Raw genomic sequence first — 24,656 nt, forward strand, 5'->3', positions numbered from 1 at the left:
CCTACAGTCCTTGAAACGGCGAACAATCACATCATTGGTGAATAGCTGCCGCATCAACAGACTCAGTTTTTCATGATCGCGCCGATCGCATACATACCACCATCGCTTTTGACCAACATCAGTGTGACTTCGTCACCGGCGCTAATCTCACCCATCATCTGGGCATTTTCAAGAAGCTGCAAATCCATCGTCATCGCGGGCCACCCGATCTCGGGGATCGGATCATGGCTGACGTTGGCGGTTTCGCCGCCAATTGAGTTCACCAAAGCTTTTGCGTGAACTGCACCTTCCATCTGTTCGGACGACATGGACATGTTGGAATGGTCCATGTCGTGGTTCGTTTGCGCGAAGGTGGTTGTCGTAGACACGGCCAAAAGGGCCACAATAGCAGTCAAAGTTCTCATCAGTCTCTCCTGTTTCAAGGTTGTGGGTATTATTCTGCCGGAAGCGCAGGGGGCACTTCCTGTATCGTGTGGGAGATCTCTCGGTTCACGCGATTGAGCGCGAGCCGTTTCCAAATCACGAATATTGCGGGAATGACGAAAAGCGTAAGAAGGGTCGCTGTCACCATGCCCCCAATCATTGGCGCGGCGATCCGCTGCATGATTTCAGAGCCTGTACCGGTGCCGTACATGATCGGTATCAGTGCTGCGAAGATCGTGGCTACAGTCATCACCTTTGGCCGAACCCGAAGAACGGCGCCTTCAAACACTGCGTGTTCGATATCGTCACGTGTAAGCTTTCGCTGTTCCGACTGCGCCAACCCTCGACGTTTCTCCCAAGCAAGATTGAGGTACAACAACATGACAATCGCTGTTTCCACGGCAACTCCCGCCAGAGCGATGAAGCCCACGAGCACAGCAATTGAGATATCGAAATTAAGATACCACAGGAACCAAACCCCACCTGCCAATGCGACCGGGAGCGCCGCAAGAATTATCCCGACCTCAATCACCCGATTGAACGCCAAGAAAAGCATTAGCGTGATGATTAGCAGGGTTGCAGGAGCAACGATCGTCAGCCTGTCCTGCATTCTCTCAATGTACTCATACTGCCCCGACCAGGTCAGCGAATAACCCGGAGGCAGGTTGACCTTTTCTGCAACCACCTCTTGTGCTTCGGCCACATAGCCGCCCAGGTCGCGCCCCGCGATGTCGATAAACACGAACCCAGTTCGTCGAGCGTTCTCTGATCGTATCATTCCCGGCCCGTCAACTATTCGAATATCGGCGAGAGCGGACAGTGGCACATGAGCACCCGACGGTGTGACGACAGGAAGATTTTCGAGCCGTTCCGGGCTGTCTCGCCATGCTTGAGGGTACCGTAGGTTTATAGGAAACCTCTCCAGCCCCTCCACAGATTCCGACACTTGCATACCGCCAATTGCGGTCTGAACTACGTCCTGAACTTCTCGAACACTCATCATGTATCGGGAGGCGGCATCTCGCTTGACGTCGATTTCGATGAAACGCCCGCCAACAGGTCGCTCTGCGTAGGCGGAAGCCGTTCCATCAATATCAGCGACCGCACGTTCTACTTCGATCCCAATATCTGTAATGACCTCCAAGTCGGTGCCGGATATTTTGACACCGACAGGTGTACGGATACCCGTTGCAAGCATGTCGATGCGGTTCTTGATAGGTTGGATCCAAACATTAGTGACGCCCGGAACCTGAACGATACGATCAAGCTCATTTCGGATTTTCTCCATTGTCATGCCCGGTCGCCATTCTTTTTCCGGCTTGAGTTGGATAGTGGTCTCCACCATTGTCAGTGGTGCCGGATCGGTTGCAGTCTCCGCACGCCCAACTTTACCGTGAACTGTTTCGACTTCAGGTACGGTCGCGATCAGGCGGTTGGTCTGCTGCAGCACCTCACGGGCTTTTCCCGTCGAGATCCCGGGGTAGAAGCTCGGCATGTAGAGAAAATCGCCTTCGTTCAACTCGGGCATGAATTCAGAGCCAATTCTCTGGTACGGGTACCACATGGACGTCACCAGAACACCAGCCAACAGTGTTGTTGCCCATGGCCAGGCAATTGCCGCGTCCAGAAATGGGCGGTACACGAACACGACCAAGCGATTTAGCGGATTTTTTCGCTCCGGTAGAATACGCCCCCTTACAAAGTAACCCATCAAGACCGGAACCAGCGTTATCGAAAGGATGGCGGCTGCAGCCATGGCGTAGGTCTTGGTGTAAGCGAGTGGCGAGAAGAGCCTACCTTCCTGATTTTCCAGAACGAAGACAGGCAGAAAACTAACTGTGATGATCGCCAGAGAATAAAAAAGGGCTGGTCCCACCTCAGAAGCGCATTCTTGCACAATCCGCCATCTGTTCTCTGCTGTGAGCTTTTCTTTTTCCAACCGCCTGTGCATCGCCTCGATCATCACGATCGATGCGTCGACCATCGCACCAATAGCGATGGCTATGCCGCCGAGCGACATGATGTTTGCGTTTACTCCTTGCGCCTTCATCAGAATAAATGCGGCAAAAATGCCCAGCGGGAGCGACAGAAGAATCACGAGGGATGACCGCAGATGAAGTAGAAAAGCCGCGCACACAAGAACAACGACGATGAACTCCTGCGTCAGTTTCTTCTCGAGGTTATCGATAGCACGCTCAATCACACCAGATCGGTCGTAGGTCGTTATGATTTCGACCCCTTCCGGCAGGTTTGAGCGCAACTCTTCGATGCGCGCCTCCACTGCTTTGATCGTTGCCAACGCATTCCCACCCCATCGCAGAATGACTACGCCGCCAACCGCGTCTCCTTGCCCGTCGAGTTCTCCGACACCGCGCCGCATTTCCGGCCCCAGACGGATTTCAGCGACGTCTCCAAGCGTCAGAGCGGCGCCACGGTCGTTGACCATCAATGGTGCGCTTGCGAGGTCTGACAATTCGTCAATGTAGCCCGAGGACCTGACCATGAATTCGGCTTCCCCCATCTCAATGACGCTGCCGCCCGTCTCGCGGTTGGCCGCCTGAATAGCCGTCCTCAATTGTGCAAGTGTTATGTCATAGGCACGTAGTTTGTTTGGGTCGACGACGACCTGGTACTGTTTGACCATTCCACCGATGGTGGCGACTTCTGAGACGCCTTCCACGGCTTGTAATTCATATTTAAGAAACCAATCCTGCAGAGTCCTGAGCTGAGCCAGATCATGATTTCCGGTTCTGTCAACCAGCGCATACTGATAAATCCACCCGACCCCTGTCGCATCGGGGCCAAGTTGTGGTGACACGCCTTCAGGCAAGCTGCCGGTAATCTGGCCCAAATATTCGAGCACACGCGACCGCGCCCAGTAGAGGTCCGTCCCGTCCTCAAAGACGACATATACAAAGCTGTCTCCAAAGAACGAGAACCCGCGAACGTCTTTTGCACCGGGTACGGCCAATAGGGCTGTCGCAAGTGGATATGTGATTTGGTTTTCGACAACTTGAGGTGCTTGCCCGGGATATGGCGTGCGAACAATTACCTGGACATCTGAAAGATCCGGGATTGCATCAACCGGCGTCTCACGAATGGCCCAAATACCCGCAACTCCTATCATGAATGCGAGGGCCAAGATGACGAACCTGTTGGCGAGAGAAGAACGAATGATAGCCGTGATCACTGCGTAACACTCCCATCAAGCGCGACCTCTAACAGCGTCATCGAAAAGTCGGGATTGCGGCGAAGGATCAAAGAAACATCAATCCCTACAGGCAAGTTAGATACCTCAATCCCCTCCGCAACCGGGAAATCCATGGTCATGCCCGGCATTCCGATCTCGGTCATCGGACCGTGTGTTACGTTCGCGGTACGCGCGTTCGGGTCGATACTGTTAATCCGGCCAGAAACCTGAAGCGGCGGTGCAATAGGCGTTGCCGCAGCCAACACCATTGTCATGCCATCTGCACGCGCGAAAGTCAGAGTCATTTCAGAACCGACTTCGAGCATGTTTGGGTCCAATGTTGGCTCTAATGGGAAATCCATGGTCATGCCCGGCATCCCAATCTCAGTCATCGGCCCGTGAGTGATGGTTGCAGTTCCCGCCTCAGCATTAACGAGGTTGATCGTGCCGGTGACGACAATCGGTGGAGCAGAAGGCGTGGTGGTTTCTTCGGTTTCAACAGAATCCGTCGGCGGCGAGCCCTCTTCGCGAACTGCCACAATCGAGAACATCCCCCCTTCTCCCTCTGCCAGATCAAACTCAATTGGCATGTCGATAGGCACGGTAGTGAGATCTACTCCCACAACAGGCAAATCCATTGTCATGGCCGGCCAGCCGAGCTCGGGGATCGGTCCGTGCTCAAGCGTCAATTTGCCGTCTGATGTGACGGCGCGCGCGATTCCGGCACCAGTTCCGGCAATACCATCGTCTGGTGCAAGCTCCATCAGGCTCAGAAGCCCATCCGCACCCCGCGCGATCACGAAAGCAACCGCGTCGCCAGCATTCAAACGGTCGAGCGAAACACCAGACCTCACCGGAAACTCCGAAGTCATTGCGGGCCAATCAAGGCTTTCGAGAACGTCGTGACGAACAGTTGCCATACGATTTTGGGCATCGAGTGAAACCAGGGTACCTGCCCCGCGTGCTGGTTCGGTGTCCGTTGGTGCCATACGCGTGAAGCCGGCGCTCAAAGCACTTTCACTGTCGATTAGAAACTGTGCGGATGCGACAACTTCCTCGCCGGGTTCAAGCCCTTGTAGAACTTCTGTTCGTCCCCCCTCGCCGAAACTGTCTCGAAGACCTGTAGTCACCAGTCTCGGGCGAAAAGTACCATCGCCTGTTTTCAAGATGACGCGTTCCGCCGAACCAGTACGAATTAGCGCCTCTGAGGGAACAGTGAGAACATTCCGGCTTTCATCCGGTATAAGGCTAACACTGCCAAACATGCCCGGCCGCAGCACGCCGTCGGTGTTATCGAAACTCAGTCTGACGGGAAGAGTTCGGGTTTGCGGATCAAGCTCAGGGTAAACATAGTCGATTTCGCCTTCGAAGATGCGACCGGGTAGGTGCTCGAACCTTGCTATTGCGCGCATGTCTTCCGACAAACGTGCAATATCTCGTTCGAAAACATCGACGATCAGCCATACTTCGGAAAGATCGGTGACCGAAAACGCAAGCGTGCCTGGCTGCAGGTACATTCCATCGGCGGCGTTCAGCGCTATGACAACACCGTTTTGAGGCGCCTCAATTTCCACATTTCGAACCAACTCACCGCCCGCCTCGATCTCTGCAACCTGACGTGCGGACATACCGTGGCTGATCAACTTGTTGCGCGCCGCGTCCAAAATACGCGGGTCACCAGCTTCGACTGCGCGTACAAGATCGCCGGTTGCAGCTGCGATCAGCGGTGAAAAGAGTTCGAATAGAACTTGCCCCTTCTCAACGCGATCACCGACCGCGCGAACTTTCAGTTGCTCAATCCAACCTTCAACGCGTGTATGAACGTGATTAGTCAGGTGTTCGTCAAAGCCGACGAAACCCACCGTCTCGATGCGAGGCTCGATATCCGCCATGCGTGCAACCGCAGTTCGCACACCAATTGCGTTGATTTCCGCAGCGCTTAGGGTGACTTCTTCAGGGTCGCCGGTAGGTTCCTGCCCAGAATAAACCGGGATCAAATCCATACCCATCGGCGATTTTCCAGGTCCAGGCTGCCGAAAATTCGGATCCATCGGTGCTACCCAATAAAGGACCTCTGGTTCGTTCGACTGGCCCTGATCAATTGGATTCAGGTACAGTCTTTCAAGAATGACACCTCCACCCAGGCCAAACGCCAAGGCAAGTACTGATAGTGCCGCATATCTTCCACGCATAATAATCTCCCGACGGTCGCAATGAATGCTGGAACCGAAACAACATGAATGCCCGCGCTTGCGGGCCTGAGGATGTCAGGAGATTTGAGGAGGACGATCGGGAGTCAGAGGTCCCTGAGACAGGCGGGTGTCCGAATCCATGTTTCGGGTTTGCTGCACGAAAGCTGTAGCCAACACAGCAACACTCACTTGGGTAGGATACTCACCAACGCAGCAGATGCCGGAATGACATTCTCCGCTGTGATTTACGTGGCTATCCGTGTGGATTTGGCCAGTCGTCGGATGCAAACCGCTATGGTCGTGTTTGAAGTCTGATGACTTTGCAGCCATTGAAACGCCGTGAGGCTCAGAGGTGCTACTGTTTTTGACGTCACTGCTCGCGACCACAACAGTGCCGACGAAGGTCATCGCCAAGCAGACGCATGTCAGAAACGTCATTCGCAACACTGAGAAAAACTTCCACTCCATCCCGTGCAGTTAGGACGAACGTAACGAGTGTTCAAGCCAGTCGGAGGAAAAAACAGGTGAGTTGGTGCGCTGTATCGAAATGAAGCGGATTCCCGCGAATACACGTAACAAACTGCCAAAATAGGAGGCAGTTTATACGATGAGCGCATCTAAGTTTGGCCGAGGTTCTTCAGGATCGGGCAGTCAGGGCGGTGGTCGCCAGCACATTCGTCGATCAGATGAGACAGTGTAGCATGCATGGCCTTCAGGTCCGCGATCTTGGCATCTATCTCTTTTAGGTTCTGTTTGGCGATATCCTTCACGTCCGCGCTTGCGCGTTCTTTGTCCTCGTACAACGCCAGTAGTGAACGGCAATCCTCAATGGTAAAGCCCAATGAGCGGGCCCGCCCGATGAAGGCCAGTTTGTGCAGTTCCTTTTCGTCGAAATGTCGATACCCGTTCAGACTGCGCCTGGGTTTGATGAATCCGATATCCTCGTAATAACGGATGGTTTTGGCAGGCAGACCCGAACGTTCTGCTACATCTCCGATATTCACAGCGGTTCTCCTATTCTATTCAGCAGGCGCTGATCGCAGCGCCTGCTCTTCATTCTGCGAGATCTGTTCTCGCCCAACTTTGATCGGCTTAACCCAGCGCAACCGCAGCGCGTTGGTCAGGACAAATACACTGGACAGCGCCATGGCACCTGCGGCCAAAACCGGCGACAGCAGCGGGCCGCCAAACGGATAAAGCACCCCTGCCGCAACCGGTATGAGCAGTGTGTTGTAGCTGAACGCCCAGAACAGGTTTTGGCGGATGTTACGCATGGTGCGCTGACTAATATCGAAGGCATTGACCACGCCCGTCAGGTCGCCTGACATCAGAACGACGTCAGCCGCTTCGATGGCGATGTCAGTGCCTGTCCCGATCGCAATTCCTACGTCAGCCGCCGCCAGAGCGGGGGCATCATTGATGCCATCACCCACAAAGGCCAGTTTTCCGCCATTTGAGCGCAGATCTTGCAACGCGGATACTTTACCCTCTGGCAGAACCTCGGCCACGACATGATCGATGCCAAGCTGCGCCGCGATGGATTTGGCTGTAGCGGTATTGTCGCCGGTAATCATCGCTACTTTCAGCCCCAGTCCGTGCAAAGCTTCAATTGCGTCTGGCGTGGTGGTCTTGATTGGGTCCGCCACGGCGATGACGGCTGCGATAACTCCGTCTACGGAGGCATATAGTGGAGTCTTTCCTTTGATTGCGAGTTCAGCGCCCCGATCAGACAACGCGCCCATTTCAACCCCTTCGCGACTCATCAGTCGGTCGGCCCCGATCAAGATTGTATGGCCTTCGACTGAAGCGCTTACCCCGTAACCGGTGATCGACGTGAAGTCTTCTGGCTTCGAAAGCTCCAGACCACGGGTTTCAGCCGCGCGCACGATGGCCGTGGCGATCGGATGTTCGGATGTGACCTCAACGGCAGCAACAAGGCGCAGAACCTCATCCTCGGCCAATCCTTCGGCCACAATCAGGTCGGTCAGCTCCGGACGCCCTTCGGTCAAGGTCCCCGTCTTGTCCACCGCAACAACGGTGGTTTCCTGCAGCATTTGCAAGGCGTCGCCCTTTCGGAAAAGGACACCCATCTCGGCCGCGCGGCCGGTGCCGACCATGATTGAGGTGGGTGTGGCCAACCCCATGGCGCAGGGGCAAGCAATGATCAGTACCGCAACCCCGGCTACCAACGCCAAGCTGAGCGCAGGATCGGGTCCGAACAACATCCAAACCAGCACAGTCATTACGGCCACAGCGATCACTACCGGCACGAACCACAGCGTGATGCGGTCAACCAAGCCTTGAATCGGAAGCTTGGCACCCTGTGCTTGTTCGACCATTTGAATGATCTGGGCCAACATAGTGTCTGCGCCGATCTTTTCAGCCCGGTACGTCAATGCGCCCGCGCCATTGACTGTTCCGCCGACCACAGTTGCGCCCTCGGTCTTTTCGGCAGGAACCGGCTCGCCGGTGATCATGCTTTCATCGACATATGACGCGCCGGTCACTACGGCACCATCCACCGCGATTTTTTCGCCCGGTCGAACGTGCACAATATCCCCTACAACGATCTGCTCGATCGGTAGCTCGACAACCGATCCGTCGCGCTCAACTCGCGCTGTTTTTGCCTGCAGACCGACCAGTTTTCGGATCGCTTCACCAGTTCGCCCCTTGGCGCGCGCCTCGAGGAACCGCCCCAACAATATGAGAACCACGATCACCGCTGCGGCCTCGTAGTAGACGTTTGCGGTTCCGGCGGGAAGAACACCCGGCGCAAAGGTGGAAACAAGCGAGAACCCATAAGCCGCCGAAGTGCCCAGAGCCACCAGAGAATTCATGTCCGGCGCGCCTTTGAACAAGGAAGGGAATCCCTTGGTGTAGAACTGCAAGCCTGGCCCAAAAAGAACGATCGTGGTCAGAAGGAATTGCAGGTAATAGCTGTTCTGGATGCCGATGGTGCTCGCTATCAGGTGGTGCATGCCCGGAATAACATGCGAGCCCATTTCGAGAATGAATACCGGCAAAGCGAGCAAAGCGGCGAAGCTTGTTCGCCGCGCCAGATGGCTGATCTCTGCCGCTTTGCGGTCTTGTGGTTCGGTCTGCGTTGCGGATCGCAGGCTCGCCGGATAGCCAGCAGATGCCGCAAGCGCCGCGATTGCTTCGGGTGTTGTGGCTCCCTCAGCAAAGCGCACAGTTGCACTTTCAGTGGCCAGATTGACCGACGCGGACAAGACGCCGCCATCGGCTTCCAGGGCTCGTTCAACGCGCCCTACACAGGATGCGCAGGACATGTTCTGAATATCCAGCGTGACCTCTGCGGTCCGCGCCGGATATCCGGCGCGGTTTAACGCATCAGCAATGGCCGCTTTATCGGCTGGATCGCGGAAATCGACCTGAACGCTTTCGCTGGCGAGATTAACCGAAGCGGCATCTACCCCTGGCACATCTTTCAATGCGCGCTCGACGCGCCCAACGCAGGAAGCACAGCTCATACCCTGAACCTGGAACCGCGCATGTGAATTTTCAGTCATATTGTCACCACGTATGTTCTGCTGGCGGGCAACATAAGGGTTCCAGCAAGTGGAAGGTCAAGGGATGAGGCTGACTTTCTTTGCCACTAATTTTGACGATCCAATAATCACGACTTGACCTTCCTGTGCTGGAATACTTTAGCCGGGACAACGGAACACAGGAGCAAACATCCATGACGACCCTAAATATACCGGATATGAGCTGCGGGCACTGCAAGTCAGCTATCGAAAAAGCCGTTGCCACGGTGGATTCCTCCGCACAGTTGGACTTTGACATGAAAAACCGCAGGGTACGTGTCTTAAGCGCCAATCCACTTGATCATATCCTTGCAGCTCTGAAGTCCGAGGGATACGAGGCCACAGTCACATGAGAAGCTTAGGGGCGCACATGCTGTCGCCCCCTTGGTTCTATCTTGCGTCTCTGACTGCCTCGATTAGCCGGGTCATTTCATCTTCGGCGATCAGACCCGGGGCAAGCGCATCTCCAATCACAAACGAAGGGGTGCCACTGAAGCCAAGCTGCCGGGCCAATTCCATGGACACCTGAATATGCGCGTCGACTTCCGGCGCCTCCATGTCTGCGCGCAATTGATCCTCGTCCAGGCCAAGTTCCCGAACAACTTTCAGGACACTGGCCTCAGTGGCACGACCGTTCAGAGCCATTAGCGCCCAATGAAATTCTTCATATTTTCCCTGATTACGTGAGGCAAGCGCGGCGCGTGCCGCAAAGTCGGAACCTTCTCCGAGTATGGGCCATTCTCGATAAACGACTCGGACTTCGGAATCGCCTGCGATTACGTTTTTCACGACCGGGGCCGCGCGTTTGCAATATGGGCAGTTATAATCAAAAAACTCGACTACGGTTACATCACCTTCCGGGTTTCCGATGACAGGCGCATTCGGATCCTGTTCCAGCAATTCACGCTGATTTTCCAAGACGTTTCCAATGGCTTCGGCTTTTGCCTGATCCTCGCGCTGTTGAAGCAATTGAATCGCCTGCATGATGATTTCGGGGTTTTCCATAATGGCTTCCAGAGCCAGCCGTTTTACATCGGAGTCAGACAATTCGTCAGCACTCGCCATAGCAGCACCAATCGACATAGTGATGGCAATTAAGCCTGCAAAAAATCGTTTCACATCAGTTTCCTTCCGTTTGTTCTGCCTCGGTGCGCTGCTCTTGCAGCTTGCGTTCCCGATCCGGCCAACTCTCCTTGATGAAGGCGAGGATGTCCCAGATTTCCTGATCCGACAGAGTGTCCTCGAAACCTGGCATACCGCTTTTGACATCAGCGACGCCCATCTGTTTTAGTGTTTGGTACCCGCCAAGCTTTGTGTAATCGAACAACAGCTTGTCGCCGTGATGCCAGGTGTGCCCTGTTCGATCATGCGGGGGAGCTCGCAAGACGCCATCTGGATCAGGTGTCTGCCAATCTGGTTGACCCTCCAAATCTGCCCCGTGGCATGACGCGCAGTTTTCGGCATACAAAACTGCACCACGTGCCGAATCCGCCGATGAACTGTTCTGCGCACGCCCACCCAGGCCCCAGCCAGCGACCGCGACAATGATCACCACAGCAGCCAGTGACAGCCATTTCGCCGCGCTCTTGTTCATCACGCCACGCTCAGCCAGGTCTTCATTCCAGCGGCCTGATGCGACAGCATGTGGCAATGAAACAGCCAGTCCCCCGGGTTATCCGCAACGAACGCAATCTCCCGCGTTTCCATCCGGTCAACCAAGATTGTGTCCCGCAGCGGCCCCAGGCTGCCGTTCGGCAGAACTTCCTGAAAGTGCGTCCCGTGCAAGTGCATGGCGTGCGCAAAGACAGTGTCGTTCTGCATCTGAATACGGACTATGTCGCCACGCGAAACGGAAGCGAGCGGGTCTTCGGGTAACCCTGCGACTCCGTTGAATGTCCAGATCTGTCCTTCCTGAACCAACTCATTAGCGCTCATGACTTGGCCGTTGTAAGTACCTTGACGCAGTCCGCCCATCGCCCCGCCTTCCATCACCAATGGAACTGTCAAAGCGTCAGAAACATCTTCAAGAAAAGAAACAGGGTTGGGTGGCAGAGCTTCAATCTCACCGCGGCTGGCAGATGTACCGCTTCCCGAAACCGGGATCTCAGCGATAACAAATGATTCATCGCGTTCGTGAAGAGTTATTTGAACGGCTTCGTTCGATTCCGCTGTGACGTCGACGATCAAGTCTGCTCGCTGTGCAGGTCCAAAAACAAGTGTTTCGAAATCTTCTGGCTGCCTTACAGGCATGCCATCATAAGCGACCAGTTTCCCGTTTGCGCCACCTACTGACACATACATGATCCGATCAGTTGCCACGTTGACCATTCGAATTCGCAATCGCTGGTTCGTCAAAACTTCGGTCATTGGCGATATGCGCGCGTGAACGTAGTTTCCCATCCGACCTGCATGGGTCCAATCATGCATTGCACCAAAATCATCAACTATTTGAGCGTCCTTAGACAACCGCCAGTCATCCAGAAGGATCGTGATGTCATGGTCCGTGTCCGGCGGGTCCGTTTCGTCGACGATGAACGCGCCGTAAAGGCCCCTGGCCACTTGTTCCGTTGACTGGTTGTGAGAGTGATACCAGAAGGTCCCCGCGTCCTTCAGAGGCAAGTCATACTGAAATTCGCCGCCGGTTGGTACAGCCTCCTGCGTAAGGCCCGGCACCCCGTCCATATTGTTTGGAACCCGCAATCCGTGCCAATGGATTGCTGTAGGCTGAGGTAGCGAGTTCAGGAGTGTCCGGCGAACCGTTTCGCCTTGCCGGGCACGAATTTCAGGGCCTGGAACACCGCCATCATATCCCCATATCTCGGTCTCCGGATAGTTGTCGGGGGCAACACGTGCCAATCCTGAACGCGCCTCTATTATTCGGGGGGCGGTAGCCGCCCTCCCGATAGTCGGCACTGCGATTAGTGCCGACGTGCCTGCAACGAATTGCCTGCGATTGAGCTTCATTAGGACTTCCTTCCAAAGAATACTTGATCTCTCACTGGATTATCCCCCCTCGTGTACATCCAGCAGATAGGTCGCCATTGCCTTCCGGTCATCGTCTGTCAGAAAACTGGTGCCATAGTTTACAACCTCTCCCATGGCCCCGCCGAAGACATCGCCATCAGGCATGACGCCGGTGCGCAAGGCGTAAGCCAGATCATCAACCGTCCAACCACGCATTTGCAGGGTCTCAAAGTCGATAGCCGGTGCCTTGTCACCGCCCGGCAGAGAGTCACTTCCTTTGAAGTGTTCCGTGTCCGAATTTCTTGCGCCAGCCAGGTTCCTCCCGGTGTGGCAGGCCGCACAATGCGTGGCACCTTCGACCAGTAGCCGACCCCGGTTCCACACTTCGTCATTGCCCGGCACGGGATCAGTGCGGGGTGGTTCCAGAAAAGCCGCGCGCCACAGCTTCAGGCCCCATCTCTGATTGAAGGGGAACGCCATTTCCTGCTCTTTTGACGGTTCCGCTACCGGTGCAACCGTTTGCCAGGCGGCCCAGAGATCGGCGATGTCCTGATCAGTGAAGTTGGCATAGAACGGATAAGGAAAGGCCGGGTAATAGGGTTCTCCGTCAGGCGACACACCCTGACGCACCGCGCGGGCAAATTCCTCGACCGTCCAATCACCGATCCCGTGGTCAGGATCTGTGGTCAGGTTCGGCGAATAGAGCGTGCCGAACGGGGTATCCAACTCCACCCCACCGGCCAAGGGCGCGCGCCCTTTGGCAAAATCTGTGTGGCAAGCGATACAGCCACTTGCCCTTGCCAGATACGCCCCGCGGTTAACGTCACCCTGAATGTCGAGAGCTTGTAAGGGCTGGCCAATCGGCCAAGCCATCACGGCAACAAGTCCCGCTGACGCCGTTAGGGCGGCAGCAAGGCCCAATCGGAATATCGGTCTCATGACGCATTCCTATTCCGACCGAAATTGCGTGTGACATGCCGAGCATGTCTGGCTCAGCATCATGAACACACCATCTGCCGGCATTTCAGACAGTTGTGCTTGATCTGGACTGCCGCCCATCATCCCGCCACCCATCATAGAACCGCCGCCCATCATGGATGCGCCGGCCATCATGCCCGAACCTTGCCCCGACCCGGACATCATCAACCCGTTGTCCGCCGCAAGCTCAAGGCCTTCAGAGTAAGTTTCCAACTGGCTGGCCAATTCTGAAAAGGAGCCCCAATCCTGCCAAATCTCCGATTTGGCCTCTGAGGGTTTGCCATCAGATCCCTCTGGAAACAGCTTTGTCATGCTCTCGCCAGCGTGACGCCCGATATTCTTGGCCTCGCTTCGTACCGTTTGCGCATTGTAGGGCGTTTTCCCTTGCATCATCGGCGTAAGGATCTTCATGCTGTCCTTCATCGCGGACATACCATCCATGCGTTCTTTGACGATGCCGGTTGCGCCACCATGCGCCAGGGCGGCGGCTGCGAACAGAGAAACCAGGGCAACGCCTGTGGTCATTTTTAGAATGTTCATTGTTTTGTCCTTGTCGTCTGCTTCGACGCGCCCAAGTTGAGCGCAATTCGACTGGTCAGATCAGGACACGCGGCGGCGGTGGGTCAAACGCCGCGATACCGAGAACCCGGTATTGGGCTCGAGGGATCGAGTATCTTTGTTCAGTATCTTGGGGGCCAGGCGGTGGTGGACCCATCGAAAATAGACCAACAGCGTTGCAAATCGTTCCGCCATGACAATGTCCGGGATGACCCTGCTTGACATGCTCAACGTCCGCTGAGTCCGTTTGGTCAATCACGTGCTGTGAACCACTGCCATGTGCATGAGCAGAATCGGCCGTCACAAGCAGCCCGCCAATGGTCAGCACCATTGACAGTATGATGTAACGAATTGCACTGCTCATTCGGCTCGTCACCTTCAGAAAATCCCGTTTTCCTGCTGCAGCTCTCTGATATACGCCACGATGCCTTTCACATCCGCACGGGTCAAGCCATCGACCGGCGGCATATTGCCGAACTTCCAATGGTGTGCCCGAACTCCATTCTGGACTGCCACATAAAATGACTCGTCGGAATGGTGGCTTGGTTCATAGATTTTATGCACCAAAGGTGGTGCAAGGCCTTCCAGACCCGTTGCATTCGCGCCATGGCACGCCGAGCATTTGGCGTCGAATGCCACTTTGCCGACGGCCGCAAATTCGCTTAGCTGGTCCGGCAGAGTGACGTTTTCGATTGGGTCTCCTTGCTCCAGTGCTGCCGTATCGGGCGGCGTCATCGAGTGACCTGTTGGTTGCTGATTTAAGTTGTAGACGAACGCGGCGGCGCCTGCGATCACTACTCCGCCGATCAAGAGTGTAAGTTTATCCATCTCTGTTCTTCACATGATTGTCAGTTCTTAGGTTCAACCCGCGCAAAAAAAATCGGCCTGACCAAGGTCAGATCAGTTTTACCTGAGTGCCCACAGTGGCCAGTTCGAACAATTCCGCAATCTGCTCGTTGTACAAGCCAATGCAGCCGTTGGAGGATCTTCTCCCGATCTTGCGCGTGTCGTTGGTGCCGTGGATCCGGTAGTATTGCCAGCTTAAATAAAGTGCATGTGTCCCCAGAGGATTCTCCGGACCCGGGCCCACATAATCGGGCCAAGCGGGGTTGCGCTTTTTCATTGCTGGTGTCGGTCGCCAAGACGGCCCTTCGACCTTGCGAGTAACTGTGGTGTAGCCCAGCCTTGTAAGGTCTTCCGTCAGCGGTACGCTGGTTGGATACATTCGGTAGACGCTTTCGTCTTCCGACCAATATTGCAGGACCTTGGACTGTGTATCGGACAGGATCACACCATTCTTAAGCGTATCAAAGTGGTCCTGCCATTTAGCAACGCGGAATGAGGAAACATTGCGGCGCGTCCCCTCAGTTGCCGTTGATTGGGCCCAAACGGCCGGTGCTGGAAAAAGCGTCGTCGCAGCAAACGCGGCAATCACTCCACGTCGCGTAGCAACCTTTCCTTCTTTGCTCCGTTTCATGCCTGCCATCCCAAAGTTTATTCTTTTTTTCCGCCTCAAATAACTCGTATGCCCGGTTCCTGCGCTGGAAGGTCAACACGCAAATGACATTTCATATGGGATGTCTCGTCTGAATTGTCGTTGCCGTTGGCGCAGGGATATTTCCTTAGAAGGCGGACCCAAATCATCAAGTCATTGTGGAAAAGCAATTTTTCTTGGACGTAACTCCAGGCTGCTTTAAGCAAAACCTGACTTTCTTGAATCAACCGAACACAAAAAAGCAACGCTAACAATTGCTTAGTTCTTGGTGAATTGATGTGATCACCCGTCGATGCGAGGGTAGCAGGCACTACAAATGACAATCACAGTGGACTAAACACCATGTCCTTCAGGAAAGCTTTCCAAGCACTGGCCGCACTTTTGTTCATCGGCGCTTGTACCGAAACAACGTCAATATCTGCAGATAGCGAGCCCGGAACGCTTTCCCAAGTTCCTGACGCCGTAGCCCAGATTGCTGCTCCGGGCCAGGACCTGAACGCAGTGAAAATCATGCCTGAGGACGGTTGCTATTGGTATCGCTATGTTGGGCCAGTTGAAACAACCTACCTACCACTTAGGACTATTGAAGGGCGCCCAATCTGTACGCGCGCCTGACAAGCGCCTGTCAGCTGGTCGCGGTCAGAAGCCGCTCGGGAGGGTAGAGATGAGCCGTGGACCCTGGCCTGACACGATCATAAAGCCCGATGATATGTGGCATCGCCATCCTTACGCAGCCAGAACTTGCGCGACCTCCGATAGATCTTGGATAAGGCGTTCCGTGAATTCGCAGGTATGTGTCGCGACCACCTTCGAACAGATAAAACGCCCTTGATCCCAATGGGTTTGTCGGCCCACCGGGCACACCATCTGCGAATTGCGCATATTCATCAGGGTCACGCTCAATCATTTCGGCTGTAGGAGTCCAACGCGGCCATTTGGCCTTTCGCTTGATCGTGTAGACTCCGGGCTCGTAAAGATTGCCTCGGGCAATGGCTACGCCGTAACGCATTGCAGTGCCACCGTCTTCGATGAAATACAGATATCGTGCCACCGCGTCGACATGAATGTCACCCGGAGTAAGTGGTCGATTGGTTTGCACACGCTGAGGCAGGAAACGTGGGTGTAAACCCCAGGGATTGGATGTTGCGGGATCAAAATTGGCTGGCGTTACTTGCGCATCCCACTCCGACCATTGCGAGGCCGCCGCCGATTTCACTCCAAAAACCGGCTGAGAGAAAATGGCGAGCGAACTTGCAACAAAATGTCGTCTGGTCAGCATTTATTGCGCTCCTGTTGCCTGGTTGGTGCCCGGAGTTAGTACTCAGGGGATTAGACAATCCGCGACGGGGGAAGATTTGTCCATTCAATTATTCGTTCGATACCGCTTCGATCCACCTGCGAATTTTCAAGGCATAAAGTGACCTAGGCAGCTTCGTGTTTAACCTGAACCTTCACCAGGCCTCGGGACGACAATGCCTGCTGTGTCATATCCCCTGAAATCTTCCAGGTTCGGACCGCGTCTATGTACCGAGTAGCGCCCTGAGAATTGCAGAACTTGTTGGACAGCTTCAAACTCGCTGCGCGCCAAAACAGCTTGACCTTCCATCGTGGGAAGGCGTTAGCAGAGGTCTCCAATCCGAATTTTGGAGTTGAATGTGAAAGAAAATCAGATTGCAGACGCGCCGCAGGCGTCAGCACCGGTTAGCGGCGGCAAGATCCTGAAATGGGGCATGATGGTATGTTGCATTGCCATGATAACGCCGATGGTTCTCTACTTCATCGCCGGCGGGACGGTTGGCGGGCTTTCTGACTCCTTGGGTCTTTTCGCACCGTTGATCCTGTGCCTCGGAGCCCATTTCTTTATGCACAAGGCGATGGGAAAATCCTGTCATTCGAACAAATCTGAATCGGAAAGACCAAAGGCAACAGACGCCGTGTTCGAACCGAACCCAGTACACCGGCAATAATCTTCAATCATGAAGCTTTGGTACTCAAGGTTGGTCGCCATGTCGCTGGCCGCTCTTTCGCTGGCGGCTTGCGCACCACGCCCTAAACTATGCCCGCTGCAACCGCCGCAGCCTGAATACGCCCTGCCCCAAGGTTGCCGGGTTCAATGGGAGGGCGCGGATGGCGGGGCCTATTTCATCTGCGAAGACGGGCGCGAAGGTTTCGTGAGCTGATCGTGGGGATGTGACATTCCGGCTCGTTGACCCTCCAGCGCTGGAATCTGGCAGAGACGGGTGCAAAACAACCGATGGCAACGCGCAATGGCAAGAACACTCCTAAATTTATGTATTATGATCTTGGGGTTAATCTTTGGCCAGACTTCCGCCGGGACAAGCCTTGCAGCTACATCCCAAGCGTATGAATCAGAGCCCCTGGTCGCACACATAATTACCGCGCAGGACGGGATCGCGCCTGACGTCAAGACGATCACTGCAGGACTGCATCTGAAACTGGGCGAAGATTGGAAAACCTACTGGAAATCGCCTGGTGAGGTGGGAATTCCGCCCAAGATCACTTGGAACGGCTCGCAAAACGTCAGCGACGTACAGTTTCACTGGCCCGCGCCGATCCGTTTTCGCGCCTTCGGGATCGAGAATTTCGGGTACAAGGACGAAGTGGTCTTTCCGCTGACCGTCACACTCGAGAACCCCGGAGCGCCAGTTGACTTGAAAGCCGCTGTGACAACGCTGATCTGTTCCGATATCTGTGTGCCGGTCGAGTTTTCACTGGACTTGTCGCTGGCTCAAGGAACGGGTCGAGATCAGGACTCGGCCCGGCTAATAAATGCCTTCCTGTCGCGAGTGCCAACCCCGGGAAACACAAGCGGAATGAAGTCCGACGTCGCGACCCTGGATACCGAGTCCGAGATGCTGACGCTGAATTTCACCAACGACCTGCCCTTTGATGCGCCTGATGTCTTTCCCGACATGGGACGTGACACCGCGTTTGGTGCACCCGACATCCGGCTCGCTGGCGACAGGCGTCAGCTATGGGTGCAGTTCCCGGTCCTCGCTCTGGCACAGGACCCCCCCGCCTTGTCCGTCACGGTTACCGACACCAACCGCGTGGCCGAGTTTTCGCCCCGTACCGACGCTCCCCCTACCCCGCCACCATATGAGATCGCGGCCGCCGAAACTTCAGCCAGCGCGCTGGTCTGGATCATTTTGCTGGCGGTGGGCGGCGGGTTGATTCTGAATGTCATGCCCTGCGTACTGCCAGTGCTTTCGATCAAGCTTTCCTCGGCGGTAAAGGCTCGCGACCGCTCTGCGGCTCAGATTCGCGCCGGGTTCCTGGCTTCGGCAGCCGGAATCCTGACATTCATGTGGCTGTTGGCGGCTATCACCATTGCGGCGCGGTCGCTGGGCTATTCCGTCGGCTGGGGCATCCAGTTCCAGAATCCGCTTTTCCTTGCGGTGATGATCGTGGTGCTGGCGGTTTTTGCAACCAGCCTCGCGGGCTTGTTCGAGATCACGCTGCCGCAGTCGCTGAACACCCGGCTGGCCCATGTCGAAAAGGGCCGCGTGTCGCTGGTCGGGGATTTCCTGACCGGAGCCTTCTCAGCAGTTCTGGCGACGCCCTGCTCGGCCCCCTTCCTCGGCACGGCGGTGGCCTTTGCCCTGACCGGCCGACCGGTGGATATCGTGGCGATCTTCACCGCAATGGGGGTCGGGCTGGCCATTCCTTACCTGCTGGTTGCAGTGCACCCGAAACTTACCGCCGCTCTGCCTAAACCGGGGCGTTGGATGGTGGGATTAAAATGGGCCCTGTCGGCGGCACTGCTGACCACGATCGGCTGGTTGGTCTGGGTGATGGTCGGGGTGGCCGGAGACACTGCTGCAACTGCTACCGTGCTGGCTGCAACTGTTCTGGTCCTGTTGATCTGGAAAAGTACGATGATGCCACCCGTTTTGCACTGGACAGCCCTGTTGCTGACGCTGACCGCAGCGTTTGCCGCACCGGTTGCGATTGCCGGCAAAGACCGGTCCAGGCTGCTTGAGCCAGCCGGAGAGATCCCTTGGATTACCTTCAGCCGCCCCGAAATCGCCCGCCTTGTGTCGCGCGGCGAGGTGGTTTTCGTCGATGTCACAGCCGACTGGTGTCTGACCTGCAAGGCCAACAAAGCGCTGGTGCTGGAACGCGGCGAGGTTCTGGCAACACTGCAATCGGACAAAGCAATTCCGATGCAGGCCGACTGGACCCGCCCCGACGATGTGATCGCCCGTTTCCTTGAGGACAATGGACGGTTCGGGATCCCCTTCAACATCGTCTACGGCCCGTCGGCCCCCGAAGGCATCGCCCTGCCAGAGATATTGACCACGAACGCCATTCTCGACGCGATGGAACAGGCCGCGCCGATTGCGGGCGGAGCCGTGGAAAGCGGATCCTGACCCCGGAGTTCACATACCCCGGACGCGGTTGCTCTGCTGCGCTAAACGCATGGTCTCGTGCTCTTCCATATCCAGTAGCGCCTGAAGGAGTTCGCGTGCCTCGGGTATCTCGGCACGCCCGTGCAAATACCGATATAAGTCGATCACCTGATTGTGAAGATCGAAGACCGCTTCGCAGATCTCATCGACGCTCATCTGTGCGAACGGCCTGTCGCAGGCGCGATGTGGGTCGATCGGCTCATTGCCCAAATAGTCATATACCCAGGTGTTGAGCGCTTTGGGATCGGCTCGTTTCACGAAACCATCGACGATTTTCTCCAGAGCAGCCTCATGATCGGCGAGGTAGGTAAGCAACATCCTGGCCAGCTCCTGCTCTGACTGTGTCGAACAGTGGGCCAAACATTCGGCGAGCCAATGATGCATTTCCCGCGTCCAGACAATTAGATCAGAAAACGTTTCAACTTTCATGGTCTCAACCTCCTAAAGATCGGCATGCGATAGCCTAAACCGGAATTTTCCAGATGGCTCACTGGGCATCAGCGCGAAGTCGGCGCTGGCCCGATCCACGCCGGGCTGCGGGAATCAACCCCCCAGTTCCAGCAATGCCCGGTCGATTGCCACCTTGCGCGGATCCCCCTGCGGCAGGTCATCCGCCAGATCCCTTGCCCTGCCATAGGCGTTCCGGGCGCCGTCGGTCTCGCCCAGCACCGAATAGGCGTTGCCCAGCCGCATCCAGCCGTCCAGATCGCCTGGGTTTTCCTGCATCCGGCTCGCAAGCCGTTCGACCATCGAGCGGATGAAGGCCTGCCGGTCTTCGTCTGACATCTCCTCGGCCGCCGCCACCTGATCGGCAGTTGGGCCGGGCATGGAAGGGGCAAAAGCCGCCAGATTCACCGGAGCCCGTCCGATCGACGGGGCGATGCGGTTAAGCTGGGCCACAAAACTCTCCATCCATGGCCGGAACTCCTCTTCGGCGTCCATCCGCGTCTTCAGTAGGTCATAGGCCTTATCAGGCGATCCAGCCTGCTCCAGACCAACGGCTTTGTAGAATGTCGCTGCTGGGTTCGATGGGTCCAGTTCCAAGGCTCGTTCAAACGCCCGATCGGCCTTGGGCGTAACGACACCGTCATCGGCATAGACCAACGCCTCGCCATATTGCGACACCAGCGCTGAATTCGCATTGGGTCGGTCCAGCAACCCCTCGAACGCGTCTGCGGCATCTCCAAAGCGTCCCATCCGCATATAGGTCTGAGCCAACAACACCCATCCCTCGGTTGGCCCGCCGGTTTCATCCGCCTCAAGCCGCGACTTCAGGCGCACGGCAAGGTCGGCGATTTCACGGGCTTCGGCCTGCTCCCCCTCGCGTTGGGCAAATGGCTGGCTGGGGATGTCGGGACTACCCAGTTGCCAATAAAGACCGGCTCCGAGCGCTGGAACTGCCAGCGCGGCAAGTAGAATCAGTGCACGCCCGGAATGGCCCATCATCGCTTTGTCGTCCGATTGCCGGTCAATCGCCTTCAGGCGACGTTCAATCTCGGCTCTGGCGGCCTTGGCCTCTTCGGCCGAGATAAGTCCTCGTTCCAGGTCCTTCTCCACTTCGCCGACTTGGTCGGAAAAGATGGCAGAGGCGCTTTCGCGTCTCGATAAGTCCGAGGTCTTGCGCCCCATACCGGAGAGGGCGAGCGTCAGAAAAACCGCCGCGGCCATGAATGAAAAGATAATCCAGATCATTCGTGCGGCTCCGCGAGTGAATGGTTTTCGGGATTCTGTTCTTCGCTCGCGCCGCGTTCCGTCTCTTGTTTTCGCGAATTCCGATATCGGCGCGCATTTTGGGTCAATACCGCTGCAGTCGAGATACCACCCAGCCCCAGGATGACGATAGGCGCAACCCACAGAATGTAAGTTGATGGCTTCCATGGCGGGTTGAACAGAACATAATCGCCATAACGCGCAACCAGAAAATCCATAACCTGCTGGTCCGAGTCACCTGCCACCAGCCGTTCGCGCACAAGCAGACGAAGGTCGCGCGCCACCCCGGCGTTGGAACTGTCGATGTCTTGGTTCTGGCACACCACGCAGCGCACCTGTTTAGAAATCGCCCGGGCCCGCTCTTCCAAAACCGGATCTGCAAGTATCTCGTCGGGCTCAACCGCGAATGCCGGCTGCGACACCAGCGTCGCCAGAGTGACTGCGGTAATTACAATGCGACGTATCATGACGCCTCTCCTCCGGCCGCCCGCGCCTGATCCAGCGCGGTGCGCATCTTTGAAATTGCCTCGTCGCCCAGCACCGGGCCGACAAAACGGAATACGACCTTGCCCGCGCCATCAATCACAAAGGTCTCCGGCACGCCGGAAATCCCCCATTCGATCCCGGCTCGGCCGTCCAGGTCGGAACCGATGCGCTCATAAGGGTTGCCCAGATCGTCGAGCCATTTCCGTGCGTCCTGCGGCTTGTCTTTGTAGTTAATGCCCATCAGGCGAATGCCCTCATCGCGCACCATACGCGTCAGCACCGCATGTTCGGCCCGGCAGGGCACGCACCAGGACGCAAACACGTTGACCACGATCGGAACTGACCCGTCATTTTCCACCAGATCGGTACTGGACAGCCCGTGGGTATCCAGCCCATCGACCGGCGGCAAGTCGAACTCAGGCACCGGCTGCGAGATCAAAACAGACGGGATTTCGTTTGGATCGCGATCGGGATTCAGTCCCCATAGCAGGAAGGCACCCAGGATGCCGGCAATCGTAATTGGGAACAGTGCAAATAGACGTTTCATTGCCCTACTCCGCCGCCACCGGAACGGAGCCCTGCCCAGTCCGTTTTCGTGGTGCACCGACGCGTAGACGCCGATCGGTGAGTGACAAGACCCCACCCAATGCCAACAATCCTGAACCTATCCAAATCCAGACCACTAATGGCTCATACAAGATACGCAGGGTCCATTTGCTCTGTTCTGATTCCGCCGTCGGTTCCGATATTGAGGCGTAAAGGTCCCCTGCCAACGTCGTTCGAATTGCCGACTCGGTCGTACTGGTACCCGCCACGAGATAGGCCCTGCGCTCGGGTTGAAGCGTGGTGACATAAGTGCCATCGCGAAATACGGTCAGTGTGGCCGTGCGAGACAGATAGTTCGGACCGCGAAGCTGTTCCACACCGTCAAAACGCACGTCGAACCCTGCTATCTCAATCTGTGTTCCGGGCTCGGCAAAAGTCACGACCTCGGATTTCCAAGCACTGGACCCGATAAAGCCGATCATACAGACCGCCAACCCCGCATGGGCCACGACCATGCCGTAATGCGAACGCGGTAGGTTGCGGGCCCGACGCAGGGACTCGGCCAGCGGTGCCTCACCCAGCTTAATTCGGCTGGCCCACTCTGTCAGCACAGCGCCCAGCAACCAAACCGCAAGGCCGATCGACACTACCGCCAAGGCTGGGCCGCCGGTATCCAGATACCACACAAGCAACGCTACGAGCAGGCTAACCCCGGCCACCCATTTGAGCCGGGACAGAACACCGCGCAAATCCGCCCGCTTCCATGACAACAGCGGCCCAATCCCCATTACAACGACCAGAACCAGCATGATCGGCACGAAACTGGCGTTGTAATAAGGTGGTCCAACCGAAATCTTTTCACCTGTCACAGCCTCAAGCAAAAGCGGATAAAGCGTACCGAATAGAACCGTCGCCGTTGCGGTGGCCAGCAGCAGGTTGTTAAAAAGCAAACCGGCCTCGCGGCTGATCGGGGCAAAAAGACCGCCGCCCTCCATCTCCGGTGCTCGTATGGCAAACAGCGTCAATGAACCACCGATCGCGACAGCCAACAGCGCCAAGATGTAAATGCCGCGTTCGGGATCGACCGAAAACGCGTGGACCGATGTAAGCAAGCCTGAGCGGACAATGAATGTCCCCAACAAGGACAACGAGAAGGTCAAAACGGCCAGTAGGATCGTCCAACTTTTGAAGCTGCCGCGCTTTTCGGTTACAATGGCCGAATGGAACAGCGCTGTGCCAGCAAGCCAGGGCATAAACGAGACATTCTCGACCGGATCCCAGAACCACCAGCCGCCCCAACCCAGTTCGTAATAGGCCCACCAGCTGCCCAGAACGATACCAAGTGTCAGAAACACCCAGGCCGCCAATGTCCAGGGTCGGACCCACCGCGCCCATGCCGGATCGACCCGCCCCTCAATCAGGGCAGCCACGGCGAAAGAAAATACGATAGAGAAGCCGACGTAACCCAGGTATAGGAACGGCGGGTGCATAGCCAGGCCGACATCCTGCAACAGCGGATTTAAATCCTGACCATCCAGCGGTGCCGGAAACACCCGGTCAAACGGGTTCGAGGTGAACAGCATGAATGACAGGAACCCCGCGCTGATCCAGGCCTGCACTGCCAGAGTGCGCGCCTTGAGTTTCAGTGGGATGTTCCGAGCCAACAGAGACACACCCAGCCCGAAAATCACCAATATCAGAATCCACAACAGCAGCGACCCTTCGTGGCTACCCCAGGTCGCAGCCACCTTGAAAAGCATCGGTTTCAGCGAATGAGAATTGCTGGCCACATTTAGCACAGTGAAATCGCTGACCACGAAGGACCACATCAGAGCGGCGAAGGCGATAGCAACCAGCGCTGTCAGCAGGACCGAGGTCGCAGATGCCGATCGCATCCACATGACATTGTTCCGTGCTGCTCCAATCAAGGGAAATACGCTTTGCACCAAGGACACGGCCAGGGCAAGCGCCAGGGCGAACTGCCCGATTTCCGGTATCATTCCAATCCCTCCGGATTTCCGGTTTTGCGGCCTTGTCCGACAATCCAGCGCTGGAGGGTCAAGCGCATTATTGCCGCACCCCCTTCGGCTGATGCATGCTTGACGAGCGCAAATCTGGCCGGCGGCCTTGACC

25 protein-coding genes are annotated in these 24,656 nt (G+C 56.2%); 6 read left to right on the forward strand and 19 right to left on the reverse strand.

Annotated features, from left to right (window positions below; genetic code table 11):
- Positions 1–62: 62 nt before the first annotated feature.
- The 3 genes from GOV45_RS20100 to GOV45_RS20110 are packed head-to-tail and all read right to left on the reverse strand — an operon-like array spanning position 63 to position 5,805.
- The gene (locus GOV45_RS20100; RefSeq protein WP_170481330.1) at positions 63–404 is read right to left on the reverse strand and encodes a copper-binding protein; all 342 of its coding nucleotides are present in this window, start codon (positions 402–404) and stop codon (positions 63–65) included.
- Positions 405–433: 29 nt separating this feature from the next.
- Entirely contained in the window at positions 434–3,613 is a 3,180-nt protein-coding gene (locus GOV45_RS20105; protein ID WP_170481333.1) for an efflux RND transporter permease subunit, read from the reverse strand.
- A complete protein-coding gene (locus GOV45_RS20110; RefSeq protein ID WP_170481335.1) occupies positions 3,610–5,805 on the reverse strand; it encodes an efflux RND transporter periplasmic adaptor subunit in 2,196 nt (731 codons plus the stop codon). Before GOV45_RS20110 ends, GOV45_RS20105 begins: the two co-directional genes overlap by 4 nt.
- Positions 5,806–5,994: 189 nt before the next feature.
- Here GOV45_RS20110 and GOV45_RS23515 point away from each other — a divergent pair, with 189 nt between their 5' ends.
- The gene (locus GOV45_RS23515) at positions 5,995–6,120 is read left to right on the forward strand and encodes a hypothetical protein (RefSeq protein WP_302478487.1); all 126 of its coding nucleotides are present in this window, start codon (positions 5,995–5,997) and stop codon (positions 6,118–6,120) included.
- A gap of 302 nt (positions 6,121–6,422) precedes the next feature.
- On the opposite strand, the gene cueR is transcribed toward GOV45_RS23515, so the two are convergent.
- Both cueR and GOV45_RS20120 read right to left on the reverse strand, forming a co-directional pair.
- Positions 6,423–6,809: a Cu(I)-responsive transcriptional regulator gene (gene cueR / locus GOV45_RS20115; protein ID WP_152460772.1), complete on the reverse strand. Its 387-nt coding sequence runs from the start codon at positions 6,807–6,809 to the stop codon at positions 6,423–6,425.
- A 15-nt stretch (positions 6,810–6,824) separates the two neighbouring features.
- Positions 6,825–9,335, reverse strand: coding sequence for a heavy metal translocating P-type ATPase (locus GOV45_RS20120; protein ID WP_170481338.1), 2,511 nt, complete (start codon positions 9,333–9,335; stop codon positions 6,825–6,827).
- 173 nt (positions 9,336–9,508) lie between these two features.
- Between GOV45_RS20120 and GOV45_RS20125 the strand changes: the two genes are divergently transcribed.
- Positions 9,509–9,706, forward strand: coding sequence for a heavy-metal-associated domain-containing protein (locus GOV45_RS20125; protein WP_170481341.1), 198 nt, complete (start codon positions 9,509–9,511; stop codon positions 9,704–9,706).
- A 37-nt stretch (positions 9,707–9,743) separates the two neighbouring features.
- On the opposite strand, the gene GOV45_RS20130 is transcribed toward GOV45_RS20125, so the two are convergent.
- The 8 genes from GOV45_RS20130 to GOV45_RS20165 form a co-directional block, all read right to left on the reverse strand.
- Positions 9,744–10,472 (reverse strand): DsbA family protein, encoded by a 729-nt coding sequence (locus tag GOV45_RS20130; RefSeq protein WP_437436532.1) that lies wholly within the window; start codon positions 10,470–10,472, stop codon positions 9,744–9,746.
- A 1-nt stretch (position 10,473) separates the two neighbouring features.
- The gene (locus GOV45_RS20135) at positions 10,474–10,947 is read right to left on the reverse strand and encodes a c-type cytochrome (protein WP_170481344.1); all 474 of its coding nucleotides are present in this window, start codon (positions 10,945–10,947) and stop codon (positions 10,474–10,476) included.
- Positions 10,947–12,317, reverse strand: coding sequence for a multicopper oxidase family protein (locus GOV45_RS20140; RefSeq protein ID WP_170481346.1), 1,371 nt, complete (start codon positions 12,315–12,317; stop codon positions 10,947–10,949). The genes GOV45_RS20135 and GOV45_RS20140 overlap by 1 nt, the downstream gene beginning before the upstream one ends.
- 39 nt (positions 12,318–12,356) lie before the next feature.
- Positions 12,357–13,256: a c-type cytochrome gene (locus tag GOV45_RS20145; protein ID WP_170481349.1), complete on the reverse strand. Its 900-nt coding sequence runs from the start codon at positions 13,254–13,256 to the stop codon at positions 12,357–12,359.
- A 9-nt stretch (positions 13,257–13,265) separates the two neighbouring features.
- The gene (locus GOV45_RS20150) at positions 13,266–13,835 is read right to left on the reverse strand and encodes a c-type cytochrome (RefSeq protein WP_170481352.1); all 570 of its coding nucleotides are present in this window, start codon (positions 13,833–13,835) and stop codon (positions 13,266–13,268) included.
- Between the two features lie 55 nt (positions 13,836–13,890).
- Complete coding sequence (locus tag GOV45_RS20155; RefSeq protein ID WP_170481355.1) at positions 13,891–14,217, reverse strand: hypothetical protein; 327 nt, start codon at positions 14,215–14,217, stop codon at positions 13,891–13,893.
- 14 nt (positions 14,218–14,231) lie between these two features.
- A complete protein-coding gene (locus tag GOV45_RS20160; protein ID WP_170481357.1) occupies positions 14,232–14,681 on the reverse strand; it encodes a c-type cytochrome in 450 nt (149 codons plus the stop codon).
- A 67-nt stretch (positions 14,682–14,748) separates the two neighbouring features.
- Positions 14,749–15,339 (reverse strand): L,D-transpeptidase, encoded by a 591-nt coding sequence (locus GOV45_RS20165; protein WP_170481359.1) that lies wholly within the window; start codon positions 15,337–15,339, stop codon positions 14,749–14,751.
- 351 nt (positions 15,340–15,690) lie between these two features.
- Between GOV45_RS20165 and GOV45_RS20170 the strand changes: the two genes are divergently transcribed.
- Complete coding sequence (locus GOV45_RS20170; protein ID WP_170481362.1) at positions 15,691–15,963, forward strand: hypothetical protein; 273 nt, start codon at positions 15,691–15,693, stop codon at positions 15,961–15,963.
- A 10-nt stretch (positions 15,964–15,973) separates the two neighbouring features.
- Here GOV45_RS20170 and GOV45_RS20175 read toward each other — a convergent pair whose 3' ends face one another.
- Positions 15,974–16,627: a L,D-transpeptidase gene (locus GOV45_RS20175; RefSeq protein ID WP_170481364.1), complete on the reverse strand. Its 654-nt coding sequence runs from the start codon at positions 16,625–16,627 to the stop codon at positions 15,974–15,976.
- Positions 16,628–17,003: 376 nt separating this feature from the next.
- Between GOV45_RS20175 and GOV45_RS20180 the strand changes: the two genes are divergently transcribed.
- From GOV45_RS20180 to GOV45_RS20190, 3 genes are read left to right on the forward strand one after another with little or no spacing between them, the layout of a single operon-like run.
- Positions 17,004–17,315 carry a DUF2933 domain-containing protein gene (locus GOV45_RS20180; RefSeq protein WP_170481367.1) on the forward strand — a complete coding sequence of 104 codons (312 nt, stop codon included), beginning with the start codon at positions 17,004–17,006 and terminating at the stop codon, positions 17,313–17,315.
- 9 nt (positions 17,316–17,324) lie between these two features.
- Positions 17,325–17,528: a hypothetical protein gene (locus tag GOV45_RS20185; protein ID WP_170481370.1), complete on the forward strand. Its 204-nt coding sequence runs from the start codon at positions 17,325–17,327 to the stop codon at positions 17,526–17,528.
- Positions 17,529–17,588: 60 nt separating this feature from the next.
- Positions 17,589–19,742, forward strand: a complete 2,154-nt coding sequence (locus GOV45_RS20190) for a protein-disulfide reductase DsbD family protein (RefSeq protein WP_367648704.1) — start codon at positions 17,589–17,591, stop codon at positions 19,740–19,742.
- A gap of 9 nt (positions 19,743–19,751) precedes the next feature.
- Here GOV45_RS20190 and GOV45_RS20195 read toward each other — a convergent pair whose 3' ends face one another.
- From GOV45_RS20195 to GOV45_RS20215, 5 genes are all read right to left on the reverse strand, one after another.
- Positions 19,752–20,210: an ATPase gene (locus GOV45_RS20195; RefSeq protein WP_170481372.1), complete on the reverse strand. Its 459-nt coding sequence runs from the start codon at positions 20,208–20,210 to the stop codon at positions 19,752–19,754.
- A gap of 114 nt (positions 20,211–20,324) precedes the next feature.
- Positions 20,325–21,473: a c-type cytochrome biogenesis protein CcmI gene (gene ccmI / locus GOV45_RS20200; RefSeq protein WP_170481374.1), complete on the reverse strand. Its 1,149-nt coding sequence runs from the start codon at positions 21,471–21,473 to the stop codon at positions 20,325–20,327.
- Complete coding sequence (locus tag GOV45_RS20205; protein WP_170481376.1) at positions 21,470–21,958, reverse strand: cytochrome c-type biogenesis protein; 489 nt, start codon at positions 21,956–21,958, stop codon at positions 21,470–21,472. The genes ccmI and GOV45_RS20205 overlap by 4 nt, the downstream gene beginning before the upstream one ends.
- Positions 21,955–22,524: a DsbE family thiol:disulfide interchange protein gene (locus tag GOV45_RS20210; RefSeq protein ID WP_170481378.1), complete on the reverse strand. Its 570-nt coding sequence runs from the start codon at positions 22,522–22,524 to the stop codon at positions 21,955–21,957. Before GOV45_RS20210 ends, GOV45_RS20205 begins: the two co-directional genes overlap by 4 nt.
- A 4-nt stretch (positions 22,525–22,528) precedes the next feature.
- Positions 22,529–24,523: a heme lyase CcmF/NrfE family subunit gene (locus GOV45_RS20215; RefSeq protein WP_170481380.1), complete on the reverse strand. Its 1,995-nt coding sequence runs from the start codon at positions 24,521–24,523 to the stop codon at positions 22,529–22,531.
- Between the last annotated feature and the right edge of the window lie 133 nt (positions 24,524–24,656).

This window comes from Ruegeria arenilitoris (assembly GCF_013035425.1).
GTDB lineage: Bacteria > Pseudomonadota > Alphaproteobacteria > Rhodobacterales > Rhodobacteraceae > Ruegeria > Ruegeria arenilitoris_A.

Excerpts from the sequence above, each read along its gene's own strand:
- GOV45_RS20170 (WP_170481362.1), top strand. The coding sequence starts at position 15,691 with ATGTCCTTCAGGAAAGCTTTCCAAGCACTGGCCGCACTTTTGTTCATC.
- GOV45_RS20165 (WP_170481359.1), bottom strand. The coding sequence starts at position 15,339 with ATGGCAGGCATGAAACGGAGCAAAGAAGGAAAGGTTGCTACGCGACGT.
- GOV45_RS20160 (WP_170481357.1), bottom strand. The coding sequence starts at position 14,681 with ATGGATAAACTTACACTCTTGATCGGCGGAGTAGTGATCGCAGGCGCC.
- GOV45_RS20145 (WP_170481349.1), bottom strand. The coding sequence starts at position 13,256 with ATGAGACCGATATTCCGATTGGGCCTTGCTGCCGCCCTAACGGCGTCA.
- GOV45_RS20150 (WP_170481352.1), bottom strand. The coding sequence starts at position 13,835 with ATGAACATTCTAAAAATGACCACAGGCGTTGCCCTGGTTTCTCTGTTC.
- GOV45_RS20135 (WP_170481344.1), bottom strand. The coding sequence starts at position 10,947 with ATGAACAAGAGCGCGGCGAAATGGCTGTCACTGGCTGCTGTGGTGATC.
- GOV45_RS20110 (WP_170481335.1), bottom strand. The coding sequence starts at position 5,805 with ATGCGTGGAAGATATGCGGCACTATCAGTACTTGCCTTGGCGTTTGGC.
- GOV45_RS20125 (WP_170481341.1), top strand. The coding sequence starts at position 9,509 with ATGACGACCCTAAATATACCGGATATGAGCTGCGGGCACTGCAAGTCA.
- GOV45_RS20210 (WP_170481378.1), bottom strand. The coding sequence starts at position 22,524 with ATGAAACGTCTATTTGCACTGTTCCCAATTACGATTGCCGGCATCCTG.
- GOV45_RS20185 (WP_170481370.1), top strand. The coding sequence starts at position 17,325 with ATGAAGCTTTGGTACTCAAGGTTGGTCGCCATGTCGCTGGCCGCTCTT.
- GOV45_RS20215 (WP_170481380.1), bottom strand. The coding sequence starts at position 24,523 with ATGATACCGGAAATCGGGCAGTTCGCCCTGGCGCTTGCCCTGGCCGTG.
- GOV45_RS20100 (WP_170481330.1), bottom strand. The coding sequence starts at position 404 with ATGAGAACTTTGACTGCTATTGTGGCCCTTTTGGCCGTGTCTACGACA.
- GOV45_RS20175 (WP_170481364.1), bottom strand. The coding sequence starts at position 16,627 with ATGCTGACCAGACGACATTTTGTTGCAAGTTCGCTCGCCATTTTCTCT.
- GOV45_RS20140 (WP_170481346.1), bottom strand. The coding sequence starts at position 12,317 with ATGAAGCTCAATCGCAGGCAATTCGTTGCAGGCACGTCGGCACTAATC.
- GOV45_RS20155 (WP_170481355.1), bottom strand. The coding sequence starts at position 14,217 with ATGAGCAGTGCAATTCGTTACATCATACTGTCAATGGTGCTGACCATT.
- GOV45_RS20195 (WP_170481372.1), bottom strand. The coding sequence starts at position 20,210 with ATGAAAGTTGAAACGTTTTCTGATCTAATTGTCTGGACGCGGGAAATG.
- GOV45_RS20120 (WP_170481338.1), bottom strand. The coding sequence starts at position 9,335 with ATGACTGAAAATTCACATGCGCGGTTCCAGGTTCAGGGTATGAGCTGT.
- GOV45_RS20205 (WP_170481376.1), bottom strand. The coding sequence starts at position 21,958 with ATGATACGTCGCATTGTAATTACCGCAGTCACTCTGGCGACGCTGGTG.
- ccmI (WP_170481374.1), bottom strand. The coding sequence starts at position 21,473 with ATGATCTGGATTATCTTTTCATTCATGGCCGCGGCGGTTTTTCTGACG.